Origin of the sequence: Kineococcus sp. NPDC059986 (genome assembly GCF_040702905.1) — a bacterium.
Lineage (GTDB): Bacteria > Actinomycetota > Actinomycetes > Actinomycetales > Kineococcaceae > Kineococcus.
Map to the genome: position 1 here is coordinate 11964 of NZ_JBFBND010000046.1, position 22359 is coordinate 34322.

Annotated in this window: 23 protein-coding genes and 1 tRNA gene; 11 read left to right on the forward strand and 13 right to left on the reverse strand. The window is 74.2% G+C overall.

The genetic code is table 11. From position 1 onward, the window contains the following. Positions 1–35: 35 nt before the first annotated feature. The 4 genes from AB0637_RS22515 to AB0637_RS22530 form a co-directional block, all read right to left on the reverse strand. Positions 36–890 (reverse strand): transporter substrate-binding domain-containing protein, encoded by an 855-nt coding sequence (locus AB0637_RS22515; protein WP_366174932.1) that lies wholly within the window; start codon positions 888–890, stop codon positions 36–38. A gap of 32 nt (positions 891–922) precedes the next feature. After that, positions 923–2515 (reverse strand): methyl-accepting chemotaxis protein, encoded by a 1593-nt coding sequence (locus tag AB0637_RS22520; RefSeq protein WP_366174933.1) that lies wholly within the window; start codon positions 2513–2515, stop codon positions 923–925. A gap of 46 nt (positions 2516–2561) precedes the next feature. Beyond that, entirely contained in the window at positions 2562–4292 is a 1731-nt protein-coding gene (locus tag AB0637_RS22525) for a thiamine pyrophosphate-binding protein (RefSeq protein WP_366174934.1), read from the reverse strand. A gap of 104 nt (positions 4293–4396) precedes the next feature. Then, positions 4397–5110 carry a FadR/GntR family transcriptional regulator gene (locus AB0637_RS22530; RefSeq protein ID WP_366174935.1) on the reverse strand — a complete coding sequence of 238 codons (714 nt, stop codon included), beginning with the start codon at positions 5108–5110 and terminating at the stop codon, positions 4397–4399. Between the two features lie 148 nt (positions 5111–5258). On the opposite strand from AB0637_RS22530, the gene AB0637_RS22535 reads away from it, so the two are divergent. The 4 genes from AB0637_RS22535 to AB0637_RS22550 all read left to right on the forward strand — a co-directional run bounded on the left by AB0637_RS22535 (position 5259) and on the right by AB0637_RS22550 (position 8988). Continuing rightward, positions 5259–6911, forward strand: a complete 1653-nt coding sequence (locus tag AB0637_RS22535) for a gamma-glutamyltransferase (protein ID WP_366174936.1) — start codon at positions 5259–5261, stop codon at positions 6909–6911. Next, a complete protein-coding gene (locus tag AB0637_RS22540) occupies positions 6908–8353 on the forward strand; it encodes an oligopeptide:H+ symporter (protein WP_366174937.1) in 1446 nt (481 codons plus the stop codon). Before AB0637_RS22535 ends, AB0637_RS22540 begins: the two co-directional genes overlap by 4 nt. Beyond that, positions 8350–8925: a cysteine hydrolase family protein gene (locus tag AB0637_RS22545; RefSeq protein ID WP_366174938.1), complete on the forward strand. Its 576-nt coding sequence runs from the start codon at positions 8350–8352 to the stop codon at positions 8923–8925. The genes AB0637_RS22540 and AB0637_RS22545 overlap by 4 nt, the downstream gene beginning before the upstream one ends. Continuing rightward, positions 8916–8988 (forward strand) — tRNA-Thr (locus tag AB0637_RS22550). Before AB0637_RS22545 ends, AB0637_RS22550 begins: the two co-directional genes overlap by 10 nt. Positions 8989–9003: 15 nt before the next feature. Here AB0637_RS22550 and AB0637_RS22555 read toward each other — a convergent pair. The 7 genes from AB0637_RS22555 to AB0637_RS22585 form a co-directional block, all read right to left on the reverse strand. Further along, positions 9004–9330 (reverse strand): helix-turn-helix transcriptional regulator, encoded by a 327-nt coding sequence (locus tag AB0637_RS22555; protein ID WP_366174939.1) that lies wholly within the window; start codon positions 9328–9330, stop codon positions 9004–9006. 71 nt (positions 9331–9401) lie between these two features. After that, a complete protein-coding gene (locus AB0637_RS22560; protein ID WP_366174940.1) occupies positions 9402–9836 on the reverse strand; it encodes a MarR family winged helix-turn-helix transcriptional regulator in 435 nt (144 codons plus the stop codon). 30 nt (positions 9837–9866) lie between these two features. Then, positions 9867–10586, reverse strand: a complete 720-nt coding sequence (locus AB0637_RS22565; RefSeq protein WP_366174941.1) for an ATP-binding cassette domain-containing protein — start codon at positions 10584–10586, stop codon at positions 9867–9869. Beyond that, a complete protein-coding gene (locus tag AB0637_RS22570; RefSeq protein WP_366174942.1) occupies positions 10583–12301 on the reverse strand; it encodes an ATP-binding cassette domain-containing protein in 1719 nt (572 codons plus the stop codon). The genes AB0637_RS22565 and AB0637_RS22570 overlap by 4 nt, the downstream gene beginning before the upstream one ends. Continuing rightward, a complete protein-coding gene (locus AB0637_RS22575; protein WP_366174943.1) occupies positions 12298–13155 on the reverse strand; it encodes a branched-chain amino acid ABC transporter permease in 858 nt (285 codons plus the stop codon). Before AB0637_RS22575 ends, AB0637_RS22570 begins: the two co-directional genes overlap by 4 nt. Position 13156: 1 nt before the next feature. After that, complete coding sequence (locus AB0637_RS22580) at positions 13157–14386, reverse strand: ABC transporter substrate-binding protein (protein ID WP_366174944.1); 1230 nt, start codon at positions 14384–14386, stop codon at positions 13157–13159. A 123-nt stretch (positions 14387–14509) separates the two neighbouring features. Continuing rightward, positions 14510–15256, reverse strand: coding sequence for an IclR family transcriptional regulator (locus tag AB0637_RS22585; protein WP_366174945.1), 747 nt, complete (start codon positions 15254–15256; stop codon positions 14510–14512). 72 nt (positions 15257–15328) lie between these two features. Between AB0637_RS22585 and AB0637_RS22590 the strand changes: the two genes are divergently transcribed. The 7 genes from AB0637_RS22590 to AB0637_RS22620 are packed head-to-tail and all read left to right on the forward strand — an operon-like array spanning position 15329 to position 20574. Further along, positions 15329–16540, forward strand: coding sequence for a 4-hydroxybenzoate 3-monooxygenase (locus AB0637_RS22590; RefSeq protein WP_366174946.1), 1212 nt, complete (start codon positions 15329–15331; stop codon positions 16538–16540). Continuing rightward, the gene (pcaH, locus tag AB0637_RS22595; protein ID WP_366174952.1) at positions 16537–17295 is read left to right on the forward strand and encodes a protocatechuate 3,4-dioxygenase subunit beta; all 759 of its coding nucleotides are present in this window, start codon (positions 16537–16539) and stop codon (positions 17293–17295) included. The genes AB0637_RS22590 and pcaH overlap by 4 nt, the downstream gene beginning before the upstream one ends. Continuing rightward, the gene (gene pcaG, locus AB0637_RS22600; RefSeq protein ID WP_366174947.1) at positions 17292–17846 is read left to right on the forward strand and encodes a protocatechuate 3,4-dioxygenase subunit alpha; all 555 of its coding nucleotides are present in this window, start codon (positions 17292–17294) and stop codon (positions 17844–17846) included. The genes pcaH and pcaG overlap by 4 nt, the downstream gene beginning before the upstream one ends. A gap of 7 nt (positions 17847–17853) precedes the next feature. Beyond that, positions 17854–18831, forward strand: coding sequence for a lyase family protein (locus AB0637_RS22605; RefSeq protein WP_366174948.1), 978 nt, complete (start codon positions 17854–17856; stop codon positions 18829–18831). After that, on the forward strand, positions 18828–19580 hold the full coding sequence (locus tag AB0637_RS22610) for an alpha/beta fold hydrolase (RefSeq protein WP_366174949.1): 753 nt from the start codon (positions 18828–18830) through the stop codon (positions 19578–19580). Before AB0637_RS22605 ends, AB0637_RS22610 begins: the two co-directional genes overlap by 4 nt. A gap of 32 nt (positions 19581–19612) precedes the next feature. Next, complete coding sequence (gene pcaC / locus AB0637_RS22615; RefSeq protein WP_366174953.1) at positions 19613–19975, forward strand: 4-carboxymuconolactone decarboxylase; 363 nt, start codon at positions 19613–19615, stop codon at positions 19973–19975. An 11-nt stretch (positions 19976–19986) separates the two neighbouring features. Beyond that, positions 19987–20574, forward strand: a complete 588-nt coding sequence (locus AB0637_RS22620; RefSeq protein ID WP_366174954.1) for a DJ-1/PfpI family protein — start codon at positions 19987–19989, stop codon at positions 20572–20574. On the opposite strand, the gene AB0637_RS22625 is transcribed toward AB0637_RS22620, so the two are convergent. Next, positions 20541–22013, reverse strand: a complete 1473-nt coding sequence (locus AB0637_RS22625) for a glyceraldehyde-3-phosphate dehydrogenase (protein ID WP_366174950.1) — start codon at positions 22011–22013, stop codon at positions 20541–20543. The two genes, AB0637_RS22620 and AB0637_RS22625, sit on opposite strands and share 34 nt — an antisense overlap. Before the next feature lie 15 nt (positions 22014–22028). Beyond that, positions 22029–22359: phosphoenolpyruvate carboxykinase domain-containing protein (locus AB0637_RS22630; RefSeq protein ID WP_366174951.1), on the reverse strand; the 331-nt coding region annotated here is incomplete at its 5' end.

Consider the following 22359-nt stretch of genomic DNA (forward strand, 5'->3'; position numbering starts at 1 on the left):
GGCCGGGCCGCCTCCGTCACCCTACGTGTGCGGCCTCAGGCGCCGCCGTTGAGCGCGGTGGTGTGCAGCGCGCCGTCGGTGACGCCGTACTTCTTGAGGATCGCGTCGTAGGTGCCGTCGGCGATGGCGTCCTGCAGCGCGCGCTGGACGGCGTCGCGCAGGGCGGTGCGGTCCTTGGCGAAGCCGTAGCCCCACGGCTGGGCCTGCAAGGGTGTGCCGACGGCCTGGACCGAGCCGCCGGAGTCGGCGATGAGCTTGGCCGCGGCGGGCAGTCCTTCGACGCCGAGGTCGGCGCGGCCGGCGGCGATCTCGTCGACGCTCTTGAGGTAGGGGACGTCGACGAGCGTCACGGCGGGTTTGCCGGCGGCGGTGCACAGGGCGGACTGGCCGGTGACGATGTCGGCCTCGGTGGTTCCGCTGGTCGTCGCCATCCGCAGGCCGCACCAGCTCGACGGCGTGGCCCAGGCGCTGTGGTCGCCGGGTCCGGCCATGACCACCTCGCCGGCGTAGAACACGTCGACGAAGTCGACGTTGTCCTGCCGAGCGGCCTTGTCGGTCATCGACGCACCGACGACGTCGATGGTGTGGGCGGCGGCGGCGGGGCGCAGGTCGGCGAACGCGACGGTCTGGAACTGGGCCTCCAGCCCGAGCCGGCGGGCGACGTCGGTGAGGATCTCGACGTTGACGCCCACGAGCTTGCCGCCCTCCTCGTACTCCATGGGCGGGTAGGTCGGGTCGGTGCCGATCGTGAGGACGCCCGCGGCGACGACGGGGAGGTCCGCCCGCGGTGCCGACGCGGCGGTGGAGGCGGTGGCGGCGCCGCCGCACCCGGCGGTGAGGGCGGCGAGGGCGATCAGGGTGGTGGCGGCCAGGGCGCGACGAGTACGCACGGGAGTTCTCCTCGGTCGGGTTCCGGCGGGGGTCAGACGGTGAACTTGCGGAGTTCGGCTTCGAGCGCGGTCGCGGCGGCCGCGACCCGTCCGGCGGTGCCCGAGGTCTGCTCGGCCACCTCCGTCGTCAGCGTCACGTCGTGGGCCATCGAGGCGATCGAGCGCGTCACGTCGGCCGATCCCGTCGCGATCTCGTCGACGTTGCGGACCATCTCCCGCGTCGTGGCGGTCTGCTCCTCGACCGCACTGGCCACCGTCGCCTGCAGGTCGCTGATGCGCTCCACGACACCGCGGATGGTGCGGATCGCGGTGTCGGCGGCCGCCGCGTCCCGCTGCGCCGCAGCCACCTTGGCGACGATGCCCTCGGACGTGCGCGCCGACTCCGACGCCAGTTCCTTGACCTCGCTGGCGACGACGGCGAAACCCTTGCCGAACTCCCCGGCCCGGGCCGCCTCGATGGTGGCGTTCAGCGCCAGGAGGTTCGTCTGCTCGGCGATCGAGGTGATGACCTTGACGATGTCGCCGATCTCGGCCGACGACTGCGCGAGTCCGCGCACCGTGCCGACCGCCTGTTCCACGGCCGCGACCGCGTCGGCCGCGACCTGGCTGGCCTCGCTGGTGGCCGAGGCGATCTGCTCGATGGCGCTCGACATCTCCCCGCTGGAGTCGGCCACGCTGCGGATCGTCACGGAGATCTCCTCCGCCGCCGCCGAACCGGCCGTGGCCTGCGCCGCCGACCCCGCCGCACGTTCGTGCAGCGACCCCGACACCGAGGTGAGGTCCCCGGCCGAGACCGTCATCTCCCGGCTGACGCGGCCCACCTCGGCGAACATCTGCGCCAGCTTGTCCAGCGCCGTGTTCAGCGCCGTCACCATCTGCCCGATCTCGTCGGGACGCCCGACGTCCCCGCGGCGGTCCAACCGGCCCTCGGCGACCTCCTGCAGGATGTCCACGGTGCTGCGCAGGCGGCGCCGCAACGCGCGGGTGATGGTGGCGGCGACGAGGGCCAGCACGGCGGTCACGGCGGCGCTGGCCGACACGGTCAGCCACATCCCCTGGGTGCGGGCGTCCGCGGCGGCCGCCACGGCGTCCTCCTGCGCCGCGGCCGCCGCCTCGACGATGCCCGGCACGGCCGCCGACAGGACGTCGGCCTCCTTGGCGAAGGCGGGCATCGCCGCACGGGCCCCGGCCTGGGTCGGGTCGGTGATCTCGTAGTTGGACAGCGACACCACGCGCTGCCCCAGCGTGACGACCGTCTCGGTCTGCGCCAGCAGCTGGGTGGCCTGCGTCCGCACCGGCCCCGAGGAGCTCGCGGCCAGGGAACGCAGCGTGGTCCGCAGGGTGGTCGCGTCGGCGCCGAGGGCGGCGATGGCCGACTGCCGCTGCGCGGTGTCGGTGGTGACGAGGGAGGTCATGACGTCACCGCGCAGGCGGGCCTGCGAGCCGTCCACGCGTTCGGCCAGCGCCGAGGCGCGGTCGGCGGCCACGAGCGCCTTCTGCGCCTTGTCCTGGCGGTGCGAGCTCACCACTCCGATCCCCCCGACCGACACGACCCCCAGGACGCCGACCGTCGAGAGCAGCACCAGCCGGGCGGCGATGCTGGTCGTTGCCTTCGTGCGCGTCATCTGTGGTGGTCCCGGTCTCGAGGCGGTGGTGGGGCTCGTCACCGGTTCATCGGACCGGGCCCCCTCGTCCTGAAGCGACGGCCTGCCCCAGCCGGGCGAGCAGGGGCGGCACGTCGTGCGCGTCGAGGACGGCGTGCACGACGGCCGCCCGCCGCGGTTCCGCGGCGATCCGCCGCAGGGCGTCCTCGAGTTCGGCCCGGGTGCCCGCGCGGGCGGTGAGCACGTCGCGGCCCGGTGCGAAGAGCGCGGGGACGGCCAGCCAGTCCCACGCGGTCACGTCCTGGTAGACCGCCTTGGGGCTCTGCAGGACGCGCTCGATCGTGTAGCCGGAGTTGTCGACCACGACGACGACGGGCGCGGGAGCGCCCACCGGCCGGTCGCGCTGCAGGACGGTCGCGAGTTCCTGCACGGTCAGCTGCGCGGCGCCGTCCCCGACGAAGAGGATCGAGCGGCGGTGCGGGGCGGCGAGGCAGGTGCCGAGGACGGCGGGGACCGTGAACCCGATCGAGGACCAGATGGGCTGCACGAGCAGTTCCGCACCGGGCGGCAGGCGCAGTTCCAGGCTGCCGTAGAGGGACGTCCCGGCGTCCGCGACGACGATCGCGTCCTGCGGCAGCCAGCCCTGCACGGTGCGCCACAGCGCGTGCTGGGTCAGCGGGGCCTCCCCCGTCGAGCCCTCCTCGCTCCGGTCCGGGTCGCTCACGTGCGGCCAGACCCCCACCACGGCCGGCAGCGCGGCGAAGCGGCGTTCCCGGGCGACGTCGGCGAGCAGCGGGAGGGTGTCCTCCAGCCGGACGTCGTGGAACGTGACCCCGTCGACGACGGCTTCGGCGATGCCGAGCCGGACGGCGCGGGCGGGGTCGAAGCCGTGGCTGAACAGACCCGTCATGACGTCGGACAGGACGGCACCGGCCAGGACGAGCAGCTCGGCCCCGTCGACGCCGTCGCGCACCTCCGGCGAGATCGTCATGGCGCCCTGGTAGGTGCCCAGGCTCGCGGGGTGCTGCTCGGGCAGCATCGCCTTGGCCCCGACCAGAGTGGCCACCCGCACGCCGTCCTGGTCCGCGAGCGCCGCGAGCCCGCCCTCGGCGCGGCGGCGGTGCACCTGGGTGCCGGCGACGACGGTGAGGGCGGGGACGTCGGCGAGGACCTCGGCCAGCGCGGTGCGCAGGTCCGCCAGGGCGACGGGGTCGCTGGGCGCCGGTCGCAGGGGGCGGCGCAGCGGGGCGCTGGAGACGCGGGCGACGGCGACGTCGGCGGGGACGCCGAGGTAGACGGGTTTGGAGCGTTCGAGGGCGACCCGCAGGACGCGGTCGATCTCGAGGGCGGCGTCGGCGGCGCGCAGGACGGCGCCGGTGGCGGTCACCTCGCGGTAGGCGCGGGCGAAGTGCTCGTGGTCACCGTCGGCGAGGGAGTGGTGCAGCAGCGCCCCGCGCTGGCAGGCGGCGGTCTCGGGCATGCCGGTGACCTGGACGACGGGGACGTCCTCGGCGTAGCTGCCGGCGATGCCGTTGACGGCGGACAGCTCCCCCACGCCGTACGTCGTGACGAGGGCCGCGACGCCCCGCGTCGTGCGGGCGTAGGCGTCGGCGGCGTAGGCCGCGTTGAGCTCGTTGGTGTTCCCGACCCACTCGATGCCCGGGACCTCGAGCATCTCGTCGAGGAGGCTGAGGTTGAAGTCGCCGGGGAGGCCGAAGAGGTGGGCTCCCCCGAGTTCGACGAGGCGACGGGCGAGGTACTCGCCGACGGTCACCGTGGGCGTGGCGCGAGAGGTCATGGCCCCATGACGCCCGACCCTCGGCAGGCTGTCCAGGGAGGGTTCTCGAACTGGACACTCTGCTCAGTTCAAGGCCTCCGAACTGGATGAACTGCGCAGAGAGCTCAGTGCGGCGGGTCGACCTCGCCCTCGAGCTCGGCACGGATGCCCTCCAGGTGCGCCTCGGCCGCGGCCGCGGCGGCCACCGGGTCGCGGTCGGCGACGGCGCGGAAGATCGCGCGGTGCTCCTCGTTCGCGACCGCCCGCGAGGCCGGCCCGAGCTCCTGACCGCGGCGGGAGAGGTCCAGCACGTCGCGCGTGCGGTCGACCATGCGCACGAGCAGGGGGTTGTGGGTGATGTGCGCGATCGTCCGGTGGAACGTGCGGTCCCGCTCCATGAACTCCTCGGGCCCCTCGGCGCGTTCGGTCTCGCGCAGGGCCGCCTCGAGGAGGGCGACGTCGGCCGCCGTGGCGCGCCGGGCGGCGCGGGCCGCGATCGACGGTTCGAGGCACGCGCGCACCTCGAGGGCCTCCAGCGCCCCGACGGGTTCGTCGGTGAAGGCGGTGGCGAGCTGGTCGGCGGAGTCGGTCCGGGTGCGGTCGACGACGCTGGTGCCGCGACCCCGCCTCCGGTCGATGACGCCGCGGCGCTCGAGCTGGTCGAGGGCCTCGCGCAGCGACCCGCGGGAGACGCCGAGCTGGGCCGCGAGCTCGCGTTCGGCGGGCAGCCGGTCCCCGTGCCCGAGGCGGCCGGCGACGATCTGCCGTTCGATGGCGACGGCCAGGGAGTCCGTCAGCGAGAGCGATCCCGCCCGCGCCCCGGTCCAGTCGATGCCCACCGCTGCACCGTAACGGCAGCGCAACACCCGCGAAACACGCACCTGGTGGACTGGGCATTGGTCCACTTGGTCCTAACACTGGACCAGAGCCGTGTCCCGGTGGGAGAGTGCTCCGCGCACCTCCCACACCGTCGTCGAGAGGCACCCCGTGAGCACCCCCACCCTCACCGCACCGCGCCGCCCCGGCGTGCACCGGTCGGTCCTCGTCACCCCCCACTGGGCCGCCACCGCCGCGGGCCGGGAGGTCCTGGCCGCCGGCGGGTCCGCCGTCGACGCGGCCGTGGCCGCCGCCGCCGCGCTGTGCGTCGCCTACCCCCACAACACCTCCCTCGGCGGCGACCTCGTCGCCCTCGTCCGCACGCCCGACGGCGTGGTGCGCTGCGTCAACGCGACCGGTCCGGCGGGCGCCGCCACCGACGCGGCGGCGCTGCGGGACCGGCTGGGGCTGGGGCCCGGTGAGCCGATGCCGGCGCACGGGCCGGACACCGTGACCGTCCCCGGGGCCGTGCGCGGCTGGCAGGTCCTGCTCGACCTCGCGGGACGCACCCCGTTCGCGGACCTGCTCGCCCCGGCCGTCCGCCTCGCCGCCGACGGCGTCGCCGTGAGCCGCTCGCTGCACCGCGCGATCCGCTGGGCCGTGCCCGACCTCAAGGAAGGCGGCCCGCTCGCCGACCTGCTCACCCCGGGCGGCGCACCGCTGCGGCACGGGGAGGTCCTGCGCCAGCCCGCGCTGGCCCGCACCCTGTCCCGTCTCGCGGCCGGTGGCCCGGGGGAGTTCTGCACCGGGGCGCTCGCGGCCGACCTCGTCGCCGGTCTCGCCGCCCGGGGTGGGCTCCTGACCACAGCCGACCTCGCCGCGTTCGTCCCCGAGACGACCGACCCGCTGCGCTGGAGCGGGGACGACGGGAACGGTGGCGTCCGGACGGTGCTGACGAGCCCGCCGAACACCCAGGGCTTCGCGCTGCTGCGCACCCTGGCCGCCGCCGCGGCCGCCGGGTTGTCCGCGGCCGACGCCCTCGGTCGCGGCGTGGAGGTGCTGGCCCGCGAACTGCACGACGGGGGCCTGCTGCGCGACGGGTTCCTCGCCGACCCCCGCACGGGCGGTCCGTCGGCCGGGGAACTCCTGCACGTCGACCCGCACGCGCTGCCGACCGTCCCCTCCCACCGCCGCACGCTGCGCGCGGCCGCCGGGGACACCGTCGGGATCTCCGCCGTCGACGAGGACGGCACCGCCGTCTCCCTCATCCAGAGCCTGTACGGCCACTTCGGCTCCCACGTCCTGGACCCGGGCACGGGCGTGCTGTTCCAGAACCGCGGGACGAGCTTCTCCCTCGACCCCACCTCGGCGAACGTCCTGGCGCCCGGGAAGCGTCCCTCGCACACGTTGATGCCGGTGATGTCGTTGCGCGGCAGTGGCCTGGACGGAGGGGAGCTGGAGACCGTCTGCTCGGTCATGGGCGGCAAGGCCCAGCCGCAGGTCCAGACCCAGGTGCTCCTCGGGGCGTTCGCGGGGCGCACGGCGGCCGAGGCCGTGTGCGCACCGCGCTGGGTCGTCGGCCCGCTCGACCCCACCGACCACCCCGAGGGGGCGAGACTGGAGGAGGACGCCGACGACACCGTCGCCGCCGGGCTGGAGGCCGCCGGGTTCCGCGTCGAACGGATCCCCGCCGCCGACGAGGACACCGGCCAGGCCAACCTCGTCCACGTCCTGCCGGACGGGACGTTCGACGCCGCCGCCGACCCCCGCGCCGACGGCGGCTGCGCCCTCGTCGAGCGCCCCGCCACGGAGGTGGTCGCGTGAGCACCCGCGAGGTCCCCTCCGTGCGGCCGACGACCGACTCCCGTCCCCGCGCCCTCGTGACGCTGGCCGGGGTGGAGATGTGGGAGCGGTTCAGCTTCTACGGCCTGCAGGTCGTGCTGGCCTACTACCTCTACTACTCCCTCACCGACGGCGGCCTCGGCCTGCCCACCGCCACCGCGCTCGGTGTCACCGGGTCCTACGGCGGGGTCGTCTACATCGCGCAGGTGCTCGGCGCCTGGGTCGCCGACCGCGTCCTGGCCGCGCGCACCACGGTGCTCGTGGCGGGAACCCTCATCCTGCTCGGCCACGTCGTCCTGGCCGCGGTCCGCTCCGGGTGGGGGGTCGCCGTGGGGCTGGGGCTGATCGTCCTGGGAACGGGTGGGCTGAAGGTCAACGCCACCGCGATGGTGGGCGACCTCTACCGCGACGACCAGGACCGCCGCGACGCGGGGTTCTCCTTCTACTACACGGGCATCGCCGTCGGGTCCTCCGTGGGCCCGCTCCTGACCGGCCTGCTGCAGGACCGGTCCGGGTTCCACGTCGCGTTCGCCGCGGCGGCCGTGGGCATGGCGGTGGGCCTGGTGCAGTACGTCGTCGGCTGGAACCGGTTGCCGCGCAGCACCCGTCTCGTCCCGAACCCCCTCGACGCGCGCGCCGCGGTCCGGGCGGGGGTCGTGCTCGTCGTCGCGGTCGCGGTGCTGGCGCTCGTCGTCGGCACCGGGCTGCTGACGCTGGACCGGCTCCCGGCCGTCACGACGGCGGCCGTCGTCGTGGCGAGCGTCGCGTACTTCACGCTGCTGCTCACCGCCCGCGGGGTCACCCCGGCCGAACGCCGCGGGGTCGTGCGCTACGTCCCGGTGTTCGGGGCGTCGCTGGTGTTCTGGACGATGCTGTTCCAGTTGTTCACGACGTTCAGCCTGTACGCCGACACCCGCCTCGACCTCACCGTCGCCGGCGTCACCGTCCCGCCCGCGACCGTCGTGACCGCCCAGGGTTTCTTGACCATCGCCGCGGCCCCACTGGTCGGGTTGTTCTGGTTGCGCCGCAACGGTCCGGCGATCCCACCCCTGGTGAAGGCCACGGCCGGGCTCGTCGCCATCGCGGGTGGGTACGCGGTGTTCCTGCTCGGCGCGGGGACCACGGGTGCGGTGAACCCGCTCTGGCTCGCCCTGGTGGGTTTCCTGCTGTTCTCCGTCGCCGAGGCCGTCGTGCCCGCCGTGGCGATGTCGGCGACGACCGCGGCCGCACCGCAGCGGTTCGCGTCCCAGACGCTGTCGCTGTACTTCCTGACGATGGCCGGCGGGTCCGCGCTGTCCGGGTTGCTCGCCCAGCTGTACTCCCCCGCGCACGAGGTCGCGTTCTTCGGCTCCTGCGCCCTCGGGACGCTCGCGGCCGCCGGGCTGTTGCTCGCCGCGGGGCGTCGGGGAGGATGGCGCGCGTGACCACAGCCCTCGTCGTCGTCGACGTCCAGCAGGACTACTTCCCCGGTGGGGCCTACCCCCTCGTGGGGCCCGAGGAGGCCGCGCAGGCCGGTGGCCGCGTCCTCGCCGCCGCACGCGGGGCCGGGCACGTCGTCGTCCACGTGCAGCACCACAGCCTGGACGACACCCCGTTCCTGCGGCCCGGCACCCCCGGGGTGGCGATCCACCCCGCGCTCACCCCGGGTCCCGGGGAGGCGCTCGTCGTCAAGCACGCACCGAACTCGTTCCTCGGGACGGGTCTGGAGGAACTCCTGCGCGACCGCGGGGTCGAGGACCTCGTCGTCGTGGGGATGATGACGAGCATGTGCGTGGACTCCACGGTGCGCTCGGCCGCGGAACGTGGTTTCGCGGTGACGGTCGTCGCGGACGCCTGCGCCGCACCGGACCTCGAACTCGCCGGGACCCGGGTCCCGGGGGCGGTCGCCCACACGGCGTTCCTCGCCGCCCTCGGCGACGGCTTCGCGCGGGTCGTGACCAGCGCCGAACTCCTCGAGGAGCTAGGCTCGGGGCCGCGCGCGAGCGCGCCCCTGTAGCTCAGTGGCCAGAGCAACCGCCTTGTAAGCGGTAGGTCGTCGGCTCGACTCCGACCAGGGGCTCCGCGGCCGGGCGCGTCAGTCCAGCAGACCGGCCTGACGCGCCAGGGCCGCCGCGGCGGCCGAGCTGCGGACCCCGTACTTGCGCCGCACCGAGGCCAGGTGCTGCGCGACGGTGTTGGGCGCCAGACCGAGCCGCTCGGCGACGACGGCCCCGGGTTTGCCCTCGGACGTCATCTGCAGGATCTCCAGCTCGCGGCTCGTCAGGGCCGGCGGTCGCGCCACCCCGTGCCGCCGTTCCAGCTCCAGCAGCATCCGGTAGCGCTCCTCCGGGACCAGGACGAAGCGACGACCGTCGGGGTCCTCCACCGTCAGCGGTGCAGGGCTGCTCGTGCTCGTGCTCATCACGGTTCCCATGGTGCGACGACTTCTAGACAGCTACAACTCTCAACCAGGGTTGTCACCCGCGCAGCCCATCAGCGGTCGGAGAGCTTCGTCAGCACCCGGCGCAGCTCCCGCGTCTCGGCCGCCGTGAGGACGTCCAGGTAGCGCCGTTGCGCCTCGGCCACCACGCAGACCGCCTCCCCCAGCAGCCGGTGCCCCTGAGCGGTCGCGACGACGGTCCTCGTGCGCCGGTCCTGCTCCCCCGGCCGCCGCTCGACCAGGCCCCGCGCCGACAGGTCGTCCACCAGCGCCACCACCTGGCTGGGGTCGAGCCCCAGCCGGTGGGCCAGCTGACGCTGGGTGTGCTCGGCCTCCGGTTCCGCCGCGCACGACAGCACGGCGAAGGCCCGCGCCCGCAGCCCCAGGGGCTGGAGGGCGGAATTGGTGTCCCGCAGCACGTCTGCGCTGGTGCGGCTGAGGAGGTAGCCCACGTCGTCGGGGAGCCGGTGCTGCAACGGGTCAGGCACGGCGCCAGCATGCCACCAGGCGGAAGCCGGTCAGTGCTCCGCCCCGTGCGCGCGGGAGCCGAAGTACGCCGCGTCCAGCCGACCCGGGTCCGCCGCCAGCTCCGCGGCCGGGCCGTCGTGGGTCAGGCGACCCCGGCGCAGGACGTAGGCGTGCTCGCAGACCGCGAGGGCCAGGACGGCGAACTGCTCGACGAGGAGCACGGCCATGTCCCGCTCGGCCGCGAGCCGGCGCAGCAGCGGCAGCAGCCGGCGGACCACGCCCGGGGCGAGCCCGAGGGACATCTCGTCCACGAGCAGGACGGCGGGGTCCCGCGTCAGCGCGCGCGCCAGCATGAGCATCTGCTGCTCCCCGCCGGACAGCAGACCGGCCCGCGTCGACAGCTTCGGCCGCAGCTCGGGGAAGGTGCCCAGCACGGCCTCGACGGCCTCCGGGCTCCCGCCGGCGATCCGGAGGTTGTCCAGGGTGCTCATCTGCCCGAAGACGGTGCGGCCCTGCTCGACCGTGGCGAGGCCGGCCCGTGCGCGACGCACGGGCCGCTCGCGCGAGAGGTCCCGGTCGCCGAGGCGGACGGTGCCCGTGCTCGGCAGCACCCCGGCGACCGCGCCGATGAGGCTGGTCTTGCCGGCCCCGTTGGTTCCGAGCAGCGCGGTCACCGTCCCCCGGGGCACCTGCAGGTCCACCTCCTCCACGACGGCCCGGCCCCCGCGCGTGACGGTGAGCCCCTCCAGCACGAGCGCGGAACCGGTCACAGCGACGTCTCCTTCGGTCGGTCGGGGTTGTCCTCGCCCACGGCGTCCCCCATGTAGGCCGCGCGCACCGTCGGGTCCGCGAAGACCTCCTCGGGCGTGCCCCCGGCGACGACCCGGCCGAAGTCGAGGGCGACGGCGCGGGGGCAGACGGCGCGGACGAAGTCGACGTCGTGCTCGACGAGCAGGACGCCGCAGCCGAACACCGCGGGGGCGGCCCGCAGCGAGCGGGCGAAGACGAGCGCCTCGGCGGCCGACAGCCCCGCGACGGGTTCGTCGAGGAGCACCACGGCGGGACGGGCCGCGAAGGCCGCCGCGACCTCGAGGAGGCGGCGGGCCGCACCCTCGAGGTCGCCCACGAGGTGCCCGGCCGAGGGGGCCGAGCTGAACGCCACGAGGGCCTCCAGCTCGTCCGCGGGCAGCCGGCGCCCGGCCGCGAGCCGCAGGTACTGCCCGACGGTCACGGTCGTGACGACGCGGTCCTGCTGGAAGGTGCGGCGCAGACCGTGGCGGGCCCGTCGCTGCGGGGGTCCGGTGAGCGGGCGCCCGGCGACGACGACGTCGCCGGTCGCGGGCGCGAAGCCGCTGAGGGCGTCGATGATGCTGCTCTTGCCGGCCCCGTTGGCGCCGACGAGCCCGACGACCTCGGCCGGGTCGACGTGCAGGTCGACCCCGTCGACGGCGGTGATCCCCCCGTACCGCACGGTGACCCCGCGCACCTCGAGCGCCGGGGCACCGGTCGGTGCGGCCACGGACCGCTGTGCGACGACGCAGTCCCAGGCCGTCGCGTCCACGGCTCCCCGCCCGCGCCGACCGCCCTGCGGCCAGACGCGGTCCGCGACGGCGACTCCCCCGGCCAGCGCCTGGATCGCCCCGACCGCGAAGACGAGGTTGCCGAGGTCCTGCGGCAGCCCGGCCCGGCTGACGAGTTCGGGGACGAGCGTGGCGACGACCCCCGCCAGCAGGGCGCCCTGCCACCGCCAGCTGCCGATGAACAGGGCGGCCGCGAAGACGACGAGGGAGGACGTGGTGAGGAAGTTCGTGGGCGCGACGATCCCCAGCTGCAGGACCGTGAGGACCCCCGCGAAACCCGCGACAGCGGCGCTGGTCGCGAACGCCGTCACCTTGGCGCGCACGACGGAGACGCCGAGGGCCGCCGTCGCACGTTCGCTGTTCTTCACCGACTTCCACGCCACGCCCGTGGGGCGGCGCCGCACGAACCCCAGCAGCGCGGCGAGGGCCGCGAAGCACACGACGGTGAACACGTAGAAGGCCTCGTCCCCGGCGAGGATCCCGGGGCGGTCGGCGAACACCTGCCCGAACCGGGGGGCGTTGAGGACGGTGCCGACGGCGCCCGCGACCCCGAGGGTCACGACGGCGAGGTTGACGCTGCGCAGCCGCAGCGCCGGCAGGGAGACGACCGCTCCCAGCACGGCGGCGACCGCCGTGCTGGCCAGGACCTGGACCACGAGCGGGAGCGGGTGGTCGGCCGCGGCGAACTGCGTGAAGACGCAGGCGCTCACGGCGGCGAAGGAGATCTGGCACAGCGACGGCATCCCGGCGTCGCCGGAGAGCACGCCGAGGCTCAGCAGGACGACGGCGCTCACGACGGCGCTCGTGCCGAGGAACAGGTCGTAGGCCCCGCTGACGAGCGGGTACACCAGGGCCGCGACGAGCACGAGGCTCCCCACGACGGAACTGACGGGTGGTCTGGTCACCGGGCGTCCTCCCACCGCTGGCCGCGCTGGGCGAACAGCAGGATCACGAGCAGGGCGAAGAAGGGGGCAGTCGTGCTGTAGGCGGCCAACTGGGAGGTCCCGGCCGCGATCCCCTGCAGCACACCGAGGACGACACCGCCGACGACGGCCCAGGCCAGGCTCTGGAACAGCCCGAACAGCGCGGCGGCCAGACCGGGCACGACGAGCAGGGCCAGGGAGGGGAAGTTCGTGGTGGACGACGTCGAGATGAGCGTGACGGCGACGACGGAGAACGCGCCGGAGACGGCCCACACCCAGGTGCCGTAGCGACGGGAGCGGATGCCGAGGAGTTCGGCGGTCTGCGGACGTTCGGACACCGCGCGCAACCGCCGGCCCAGCAGGGTCCGGGCGAAGAGCGCACCGACCCCGGCCGCCACCGCGACGGCCAGGACGAGCAGCACGACCGTGGCCTGCGAGACGACCGTCCCGGCCACGGCGAACGCGCGCCCGTCCAGGCGCGAGGGCACCGGGCGGGGGTCGCCCCCGAAGAGCAGCCCGGCCAGCGCGATGGTGCTGATGAGCTGGGCGATGGTGACGACCGATCGGGTGCCGACGTCGCTGCGGTCGAACCACACGACGAGGATCCCGCCGAGGAGGGTGCTGACGGCGGCACCGCAGAGCACGCCGAGCAGCAGCGCGAGCCAGTACGGGACCCCGGCCCCCGCGGCGGCCGCGAAGAGGAACGTGCCGAACGCCCCCGTCGCGGCCGTCGCGAAGTTCACGGTCCGGGTGGCCTGGTAGGTCATGACGAGGGCGAGGGCCAGCAGGGCGTAGCCCCCGCCGGGCGCGAGCCCGGCCACGGCGTGCTCGAGCACGTCAGCTCCCGCTCTGCGAACCGGTCTGGAGGGTGGTCCACTCCGTGGTCACGGGTTCCCAGTCGGTGCCGCGCAGCTCGACGAACCGGCTGGACACGTTGGCCTGGTGGGTCTTGCCGTTCCCGAACACGTAGGGGTTCCCCATGAGCGGGGTCTCGTAGGGCTGCATCGTCTGCAACGCCTTCAGCACGCTCTCGGCCGTGATGTCGCCCTCGATGCCCTTGAGCACCTCGACGAGGACCGCGGCGCTGACGTACCCGCCCTGGCCGAAGGAGTTGAGCGCGACCCCCGCCCCCTTCATCGTCGACACGTAGTCCGACAGGGCCGGGTCCTGCGCGCCGGACCCCGTGAAGGGCAGGAACTCGGAGTTGACGACGAGACCGTCGGCGCCCGGCTGGATGGCCGCGGCGACCTGGGTGTTGTAGGCGCTGGCCAGTTCCATGAACGTCATGGACCCGCGCAGGCCGAGCTGGGTGATCTGCTTCTCCAGGGCCACGAGCTGCGGTCCGGCGACGGCGGGGACGAAGACGTCGCACCCGGCCTGCTGCGCGCGCAGCAGGTAGGACTGCCAGTTGGAGTTGTCGGTCGGGTACTGCTGGGCGAGCGTCACCTGCACCCCGGTCTGCCGGGTGAACGCGGCGAGGACGGGGGCGACCCCGGCCTGGACGTCCTCCCCGGACAGCACGCACGGTTTCGTCTTGCCCAGGTCCTTGACCGCGTGCACGAGGCTCACGCCGAGCCCGGCGAACAGGCCAGTGTTCGTCGGGGCGATGTTCGGTGAGGAGAAGCACTGCGGCAGAACACCTGCGCCCGGGACCGAGGCGATGCTCGAGCGGGCGTAGAACTCCGCGTTCGTGGCGCAGTCCGGCACGCTGGCCGAGCCGACGAGGGCCACCACGCCGTCCTTGTCGACGAGCTGGCGGGCGGCCTGCGCGGCGCGGCCACCGTCTCCGGCGTCGTCGACGACGGTGTACTCGATCTTCCGGCCGCCGATGCCCCCGGCGGCGTTGACCTTGTCGAAGTACGCCTTGGCCGCGGCCGTGGACTCCGGGAACGTGGCCGGCCCGGACAGCGTCGCGATGGCGCCGAGTTCGATGGGGTCGGAACTCGTGCCGCCCCCCGATCCCGAGGAGCAGGCCGTGGCGAGCCCGGCGACGACGGTCGTGGCGAGCAGGGCGGTCAGCAGACGGCGAGGGCGGGGACGGGTGGGAGGGGCAGGCGTGGCGGGCACGGCGGATCACGCTCCAGCGGATGGGGCCGAACTCCGTTGAGCTCGACAATCGATGAGAACATCAATGTTCTTGCTGAGAACGTAGGGCTGGACCCGTGAGCCGTCAAGCAGTTCGGGGGAACCTCACCCGCGCAGGGCGCGGGAGATGCCCGCGGCGGCCACCGAGAGGGCGGCGACGAGACGGGGACGGTCGCGACCCAACGTCGCCACGACGAGGCCCAGCGCCGCCACGACGTCGCCGTCCGGCCCGCGCACGGGAACCGCCACCGAGGCGTTCCCGACGTCCATCTCCCCGCTCGTGCTCGCGAAACCCTCCCGGCGGACCTGCGCGAGCTGGCGTTGGAGCAGCCCGGGCGAGGTGATGCTGTACGGCGTCACCCGCTGCAGACCCGCCAGCACCTGGCCCACGACCTCGGCGGGCGCGTGCGCGAGCAGCACCTTCCCGACGCCGGTGGTGTGCAGCGGGAGCCGGCCGCCGACCCGGCTCACGACCGGCACCGAGGCCGACCCCTGGAGCCGGTCCAGGTAGAGCACCCGGTCGCCGTCGCGCTCGGCCAGGTGCACCGTCGCCCGCGTCGCCGCCTGCAGGTCCTGCAGGAAGGGGGCCGCGACGTCGCGCAGTTCCGTCTGGACGGGCGCCAGCAGCCCGAGGTCCCACGTCCGCCGCCCCACGACGTACCCGTCGGCCCGGCGGGCGAGGAACCCGCGTGCCTCGAGCCGGCGCACGATGCGCAACGTCGTCGAGGGCGTCAGCCCGCTGCGGGCCGCGAGGTCGGTCAGCCGCAGCACCCGGTGCTCGGGGCCGAAGGCGCCGAGCACGTCGAGGGTGCGGTCCACGAGGGAGGCCCCGGGGGCGGATCTGCCGGCCACGGGTGCAGCCTACGTTCCACTCAGTGGCACGGACGCCTGGTCCCCCGCCCGGACCCGTCCTAGCCTGCCTGCATGACGACGCCGTCCCCCACGCCAGCGACGACCCACCGCACGCGGGTCGCGGTCGTCGGCGGCGGTCCCGCCGGCCTCATGGCCTCCCACCTGCTGCACCGCGCGGGCATCGAGACCGTGGTCGTCGACCACCGCACCGTCCACGAGATCGAGACGACGCACCGTGCGGGCATCCTCGAGACCGACAGCGTCCGGATGCTCACCGAGACCGGCGTCTACGGCGACGGCCCCCAGCGCGTCCTCACCGAGGGCGACCGCCACGGCGGCATCTTCCTCCGCTTCGACGGGGAGTCCCACCACCTCGACTTCGAGCGCCTCGTGGGGAACTCCGTCTGGCTCTACCCGCAGACCGAGGTGTTCACCGACCTGCACCGCGCCCGCACGCGCGACGGCGGGAACCTGCACTACGGCGTGTCCGACGTCGGGGTCCACGACGTGACGGGATCGCCCCGCGTGACGTTCACCGACGCCGAGGGCGCTCGCCACGAGGTGCAGGCCGAGGTCGTCGTCGGCGCCGACGGGTCGCGCAGCGTCTGCCGCGACCTCGTGGCCGGCCACCAGCGCTGGTTCCGCGAGTACCCGTTCGCCTGGTTCGGGATCCTCTGCGAGGCCCCCAAGAGCTCCCCCGAACTCATCTACAACCGCTCCGAGACGGGGTTCGCGCTCATCAGCCAGCGCACCGAGTCCGTGCAGCGCATGTACTTCCAGTGCGACCCGACCGAGAACCCGGACGACTGGTCCGACGGGCGGATCTGGGACGAGCTGCAGGGTCGCCTCGCCGGTCGCGACGGGTTCGAGCTGATCGAGGGGCCCGTCATCAGCCGGTCGGTCCTGCCGTTCCGCAGCTTCGTGCAGACCCCGATGCGGCACGGCCGGCTGGTGCTGGCCGGGGACGCCGCCCACACCGTGCCGCCCACGGGCGCCAAGGGCCTCAACCTCGCCCTGGCTGACGTGCGCGTCCTCGCCGAGGTCCTGACCGACGCGTTCGCCAAGGACGACCTCGACCTGCTCGACGAGTACACCGACCGCGCCCTGGCCCGCGTGTGGAAGGCCCAGCACTTCAGCTACTGGATGACGACGATGCTGCACCGCAGCCCGGGCACCGAGGGTTTCGACGACCTGCGCCAGCTCGGCGAGCTGCACTCCCTGGTCTCCTCCGAGGCCGGGTCCACCTACCTCGCGGAGGGTTACACCGGATGGCCGACACGATGAGTGGTCTGGAGAGCCAGGCCGAGCTCTCGGCCGAGATCGAGGACACGGCCGCGAAGTGGGCGACCACGAGCGAACCGGAGTTCCAGCCGCGGCGCGACTACCCGCCCTACCGCTCGACCCTGCTGCGCCACCCCACCAAGGACCTGTTCCAGGTCGACCCGGAGGGCGTGGAACTGTTCGCCCCGGCGTTCGGGCAGCGCGACGTGGACCCCCTCGAGGCGGACCTGACGATCCAGCGCGGCGGGGAACCCCTCGGGGAGCGGATGGTCGTCACCGGCCGCGTCCTCGACGGGGACGGCCGCCCCGTGCGCCACCAGCTCGTGGAGGTCTGGCAGGCCAACGCGGGCGGGCGGTACGTCCACCAGCGCGACCAGCACCCCGCGCCCCTGGACCCGAACTTCACGGGGATGGGCCGCACCCTGACCGACGCGGACGGCGTCTACCGGTTCACGACCGTCAAACCCGGCCCCTACCCGTGGAAGAACCACCACAACGCCTGGCGGCCCGCGCACATCCACTTCTCGCTGTTCGGGACCGACTTCACCCAGCGCCTCGTGACCCAGATGTACTTCCCGGGCGACCCGCTGTTCGCCCTCGACCCGATCTACCAGTCGATCGTCGACCCGGCCGCCCGCGAACGCCTCGTGGCGACCTACGACCACGACGTCACGACCCACGAGTGGGCGACGGGCTACCGGTGGGACATCGTGCTCACGGGCGCCCACCGCACGCCCCTGGAGGAGGAGCACGCATGAGCCGCCTCGCCCCCACCCCCGGCCAGACCGTCGGCCCGTTCTTCCACTACGCCCTGCCCTACCCCGGGGACGCCGAGCTCGTCCCGCGCGGGACCCCGGGGGCGGTCCGCCTGCACGGCACCGTCCTCGACGGTGCCGGCGACCCCGTGTCGGACGCGCTGCTGGAGGTCTGGCAGGCCGACCCCGAGGGCGCCGTCGTGCGGCGGCCCGGGTCCCTGCACCGCGACGGCTGGACGTTCACCGGGTTCGGCCGCTGCGCGACCGACGGGGCGGGCGACTACTCGTTCACGACCCTGACCCCCGGCGCCGTCGACGGCGGCCTGCCGTTCTTCGCCGTCACGGTCTTCGCCCGCGGGCTGCTGCACCGCCTCAGCACCCGGGCCTACCTGCCCCTCCCCGACGGGGCCACGGACGCCCTGCTCACCGCGGCGGGCCCGCGTGCTCAGACCCTCGTCGCGACGGCCGACCCCGACGGCTACCGTTTCGACGTGCACCTGCAGGGTCCTGACGAGACCGTCTTCCTCCAGGCGCCGGGCGAAACCCCGGCGTGAGCGGACGGTGAGCGAGTTCTTCCGGCCCGGCGACCACCGGGCCGGCGCGGTGTTCTCCGACACCGCCTTCACCGCGGCGATGGTGGCCGTGGAGTCGGCGTGGGCCGGGGTGGACCTCACCGCACCCGACGAGCCGCTCGACGTCGAGGCCGGTGGGAACCCCGTCATCCCCCTCGTGCAGGCGCTGCGCCGGGTCAACCCCGGCGTGGAGGTGCACACCGGGCTGACGAGCCAGGACGTCGTCGACACCGCCCTGGTGCTCCTGCTGCGCGACGCCGTCGCGCAGGTCCGCACCCACCTCGCGGACGCCGTCGCCGCCGTCGACCGCCTCGACACCGCGCAAGGGCACCGGGAGGTGACGGCCCGCACGCTGACGCAGTGGGCGTTGCCCGTCCCGCTGGGCCACCGGTTCGGCGCCTGGCGCACCGGACTCCTCGAGGCCGACACCGACCTCGCCGCGCTGACGTACCCCGTGCAGGCCGGCGGACCCGTCGGGACCCGCACCGACCGCCGCGACCTGGCCGCCCGGCTGGGCCTGACCGACGGCCCGTCCTGGCACACGAACCGTCGGCCGGTCACCCGCGCCGGCGACGCGCTCGTCGCGACGACGGACGCCTGCGGCCACGTCGCCCGGGACGTGCTGACGCTGTCGCGGCCCGAGGTCGGTGAACTGTCCGAGGGGACCGGCGGCGGGTCGTCCTCGATGCCGCACAAGGCGAACCCCGTGCTGTCGGTGCTCGTCCGCTCCACGGCGATCGTCGCCCCGCACCTGGCCGGCACGCTGCACGCCGCCGCCGCCGACCAGGTCGACGAACGCGCCGACGGCGCCTGGCACGCGGAATGGGACACGCTGCGGCTGCTGGCCCGCCGCACGGTCGTCGCCACCGCACAGAGCGCCGACCTGCTCGCCGGCCTGACCGTCCACCCCGACCGGGCCGCGGCGAACCTCGCCGCGGCGCAACGACTGCGTGGAGGAACCCCGTGAGTACCGTCCTCGTCCTGGGGCCGTCCCTCGGCACGACCGCCGCCGCCTGTTGGGGGCCCGTCGTCGACCTGCTCGGCACGGGTTCCGACGCGGAGTTCGAGGTGGTGGCCTGGGAACTGCCCGGACACGGCGCCGACCGGCGCCCCGTTCCCGCCGACCTGACGATCGCCGACCTCGCGCAGCAGGTCGTGGACGCCGTCGCCGAACGCCACGACGGCCCGTTCCTCTACGCCGGCGACTCCGTCGGTGGCCAGGTGGGGCTGCAGCTGCTGCTCGACCACCCGGACCGCGTGCTCGGGGCGGTGCTGTGCTGCACGGGCGCCCGGATCGGGACCACCCAGTCGTGGGCCGAGCGCGCCGCCCAGGTGCGCGCGTCGGGGACGGCCTCGCTCGTGGGGCCGACGGCGTCGCGGTGGTTCGCGCCCGGGTTCCTCGAACGCCGGCCCGCCGTCGGCGCGGCGCTGCTGCACGCGTTGCGGGACACGGGGACCGAGGGGTACACCGCGGTCTGCGGCGCGCTGGGCGCCTTCGACGTCCGCGACCGCCTCGGTGAGGTGGACCGCCCCGTCGTCGCCGTCGCGGGTGCGCACGACGCGGTCTGTCCGCCGGAGTCGCTGCGCGAGATCGCCGACGGTGTCCGCGACGGACGGCTCGTGGTCCTCGACGACGTGGCGCACCAGGCACCCGCCGAGGCCCCCGAGGAGATCGCCCGGATCGTCCGGGACCTGGCACGGGAGGTGGCGCGGTGACCGAGGAGCACTCCGGGGAGTACGACGCGGGGATGGTCGTGCGCCGGGAGGTGCTGGGCGACGAGCACGTCGACCGCGCCGTCGCGGCCACGACGGGGTTCACGGCCGACTTCCAGCGCTACATCACCGAGAACGCCTGGGGCGCGGTGTGGACACGGCCCGGGCTGGACCGGCGCACGCGTTCCCTCATCACCCTGACGGCGCTCATCGCCCGCGGGCACCACGAGGAGTTCGCGATGCACGTGCGGGCCGCGCGCCGCAACGGCGTCACGGTCGCCGAGATCGGCGAGACCATCCTCGCCTCGGCCGTGTACTGCGGGGTGCCGGACGCGAACAACGCCTTCCGCATCGCCTCCCAGGTGCTCACCGAGCTGGGTGAGAGCCTGGACGCGTGAGCGACGCGGGAGTGCGACGGATCGGGATCGTCCTGTTCGACGGCGTGGAGGAACTCGACGCCGTCGGCCCGTGGGACGTGCTGGCCTGCTGGGCCCAGCAGTTCGGCGAGGACGGTTGGGAGGTGACGACGCTGTCGCGCGACGGCGGTCTCGTCACCGCCGCGAAGGGTCTGCAGTTCACCGCGGCCCACTCCTTCGCCGACGCCCCCGCGTTCGACGTCCTGCTGCACCCCGGCGGCCGCGGGACCCGCCCGCAGCTGCGCGACGAGGCCCACCTCGACTGGGTGCGCGCCCAGCGCGCCACCGTCCCGCTCATGACGAGCGTCTGCACCGGGGCCCTCGTCTACGCCGCCGCGGGTCTCCTCGCGCACCGGCCGGCGACGACCCACTGGGGGTCGCTGGACCTCCTGGCCGAACTGGACCCCACGATCGAGGTCCGGCCCGACGACCGCTTCGTCGACGACGGCGACGTCGTGACCTCGGCGGGCGTCTCGGCCGGCATCGACATGGCCCTGCACCTGGTGGCCCGGCTCGCCTCGGTGGACCGGGCCCGCCAGGTGCGACGTCACGTCCAGTACGACCCGGAACCGCCCGTCTGAGCTGCGAGCCCGGAGGCGACCGGTGGGAACACCGGGCGGTCGAGTCCCTGGAACGTCCGGGCGACCCGCAGCACCTGCTCGCAGTACCCGCGCTCGTTGTCGTACCAGACGTACAGGACGACGCTGTCCCCCGCCGTGATGGTCGCGAGGGCGTCGACGACCCCGGTCTTGCGGGTCCCGATGAAGTCGGTGGAGACGACCTCCGGGGAGTCGGTGTAGTCGATCTGGTCCTGCCACGGGGAGTCCAGCGACACCTGGCGCAGGTACTCGTTGAGGTCGGCCTTCTCGACGCTCTCGCGCAGCGTGAGGTGCAGCACGGCGAGCGAGACGTCGGGGGTGGGTACGCGGATGGAGTTCCCGGTGAGCTTGCCTTCGAGTTCCGGCAGCGCCTTCGCGACGGCCTTCGCGGCCCCCGTCTCGGTGAGCACCATGTTGAGGACGGCGGAGCGGCCGCGGCGGTCGCCCTTGTGGAAGTTGTCGATGAGGTTCTGGTCGTTGGTGAACGAGTGCACGGTCTCGACGTGGCCGCGGACGATGCCGTAGCGGTCGTTGACGACCTTCAGGACCGGGGCGATGGCGTTCGTCGTGCAGGACGCCGCCGAGGCGATGCGGTCCGACTCCCCCAGCGCGTCCTGGTTCAGCCCGTGCACCACGTTCTTGACCGACCCCTTGCCGGGGGCGGTGAGCAGCACGCGTCCCACCCCGGCGCTGCGCAGGTGCTGCGACAACCCCTCGGCGTCGCGCCACCGGCCGGTGTTGTCGATGACGAGCGCGTCGTGGATGCCGTGCACCGTGTAGTCGACGCTCGCGGGGTCGTCGGAGTAGATGACCTGGATCGTGGTGCCGTTGGCGACGATCCGGTCGTGCTCCTCGTCCACGGTGATCGTGCCGGCGAACGCGCCGTGGACGGAGTCGCGGCGCAGCAGGCTGGCCCGCTTGACGAGGTCGTTCGCCCCGCCACGTCGGACCACGACGGCCCGCAGTCGCAGACCCCACGGGTCCTGGCCCTGTTCGACGAGGATGCGGGCCAGGAGCCGTCCGATGCGGCCGAACCCGTAGAGGACGACGTCGCGGCGGCCGGTGCCCGGGTCCCCCGCGGCCAGCGGGGCGAGCAGTTCCCGCACGGCCCCCTCGTCGGTGGTCCCCGCACCGGCGAGCCGGGCCAGGTCGACGACGGCCGGCGACAACGGCAAGCGGCACAGGACCTGCAGCAGTTCGAGACTGCCCTCCAGGCTCAGTTCGACGTCGTCGACGCGGCGGGCGAACCGGTGCGCCTTGATGAGGTCGACGACGGACTTGCCGACGAGGCTGCGGCCGTGGACGGTCGCCGTGACGCCGTGGTCGCGGTGCAGGCGGCCGATGAGCGGCACCATCGCCTCGGCGAGGCCGAGCTTGAGGGACCAGCCGAGGTCGTCGGTGGGCTGGGTCTGGTCGGTCATGCGGGGGTCGTCTCCTCAGTGAGCGGCGGTCAGGGCGGCACGCAGCTGCTGCAGGCGCTGCGGGAGTTCGGTCGGGAGCTTGTCCCCGAAACCGGCGAAGTAGGCCTCGAGCTCGTCCAGTTCGGCGGTCCAGGCGGCGGGGTCGATCGCGAACAGCTCGGCCAGGTCGGCTGCGGGCACGTCCAGCCCGGCCACGTCCAGGTCACCGGCGGCCGGGACCAGGCCCACGGGGGTCTGGTCCGCGCCGACCTGCCCGGCCAGGCGCGCGCAGATCCACGCGATGACCCGGGAGTTCTCCCCGAACCCCGGCCACAGGAACCGCCCGTCGTCCCCGCGCCGGAACCAG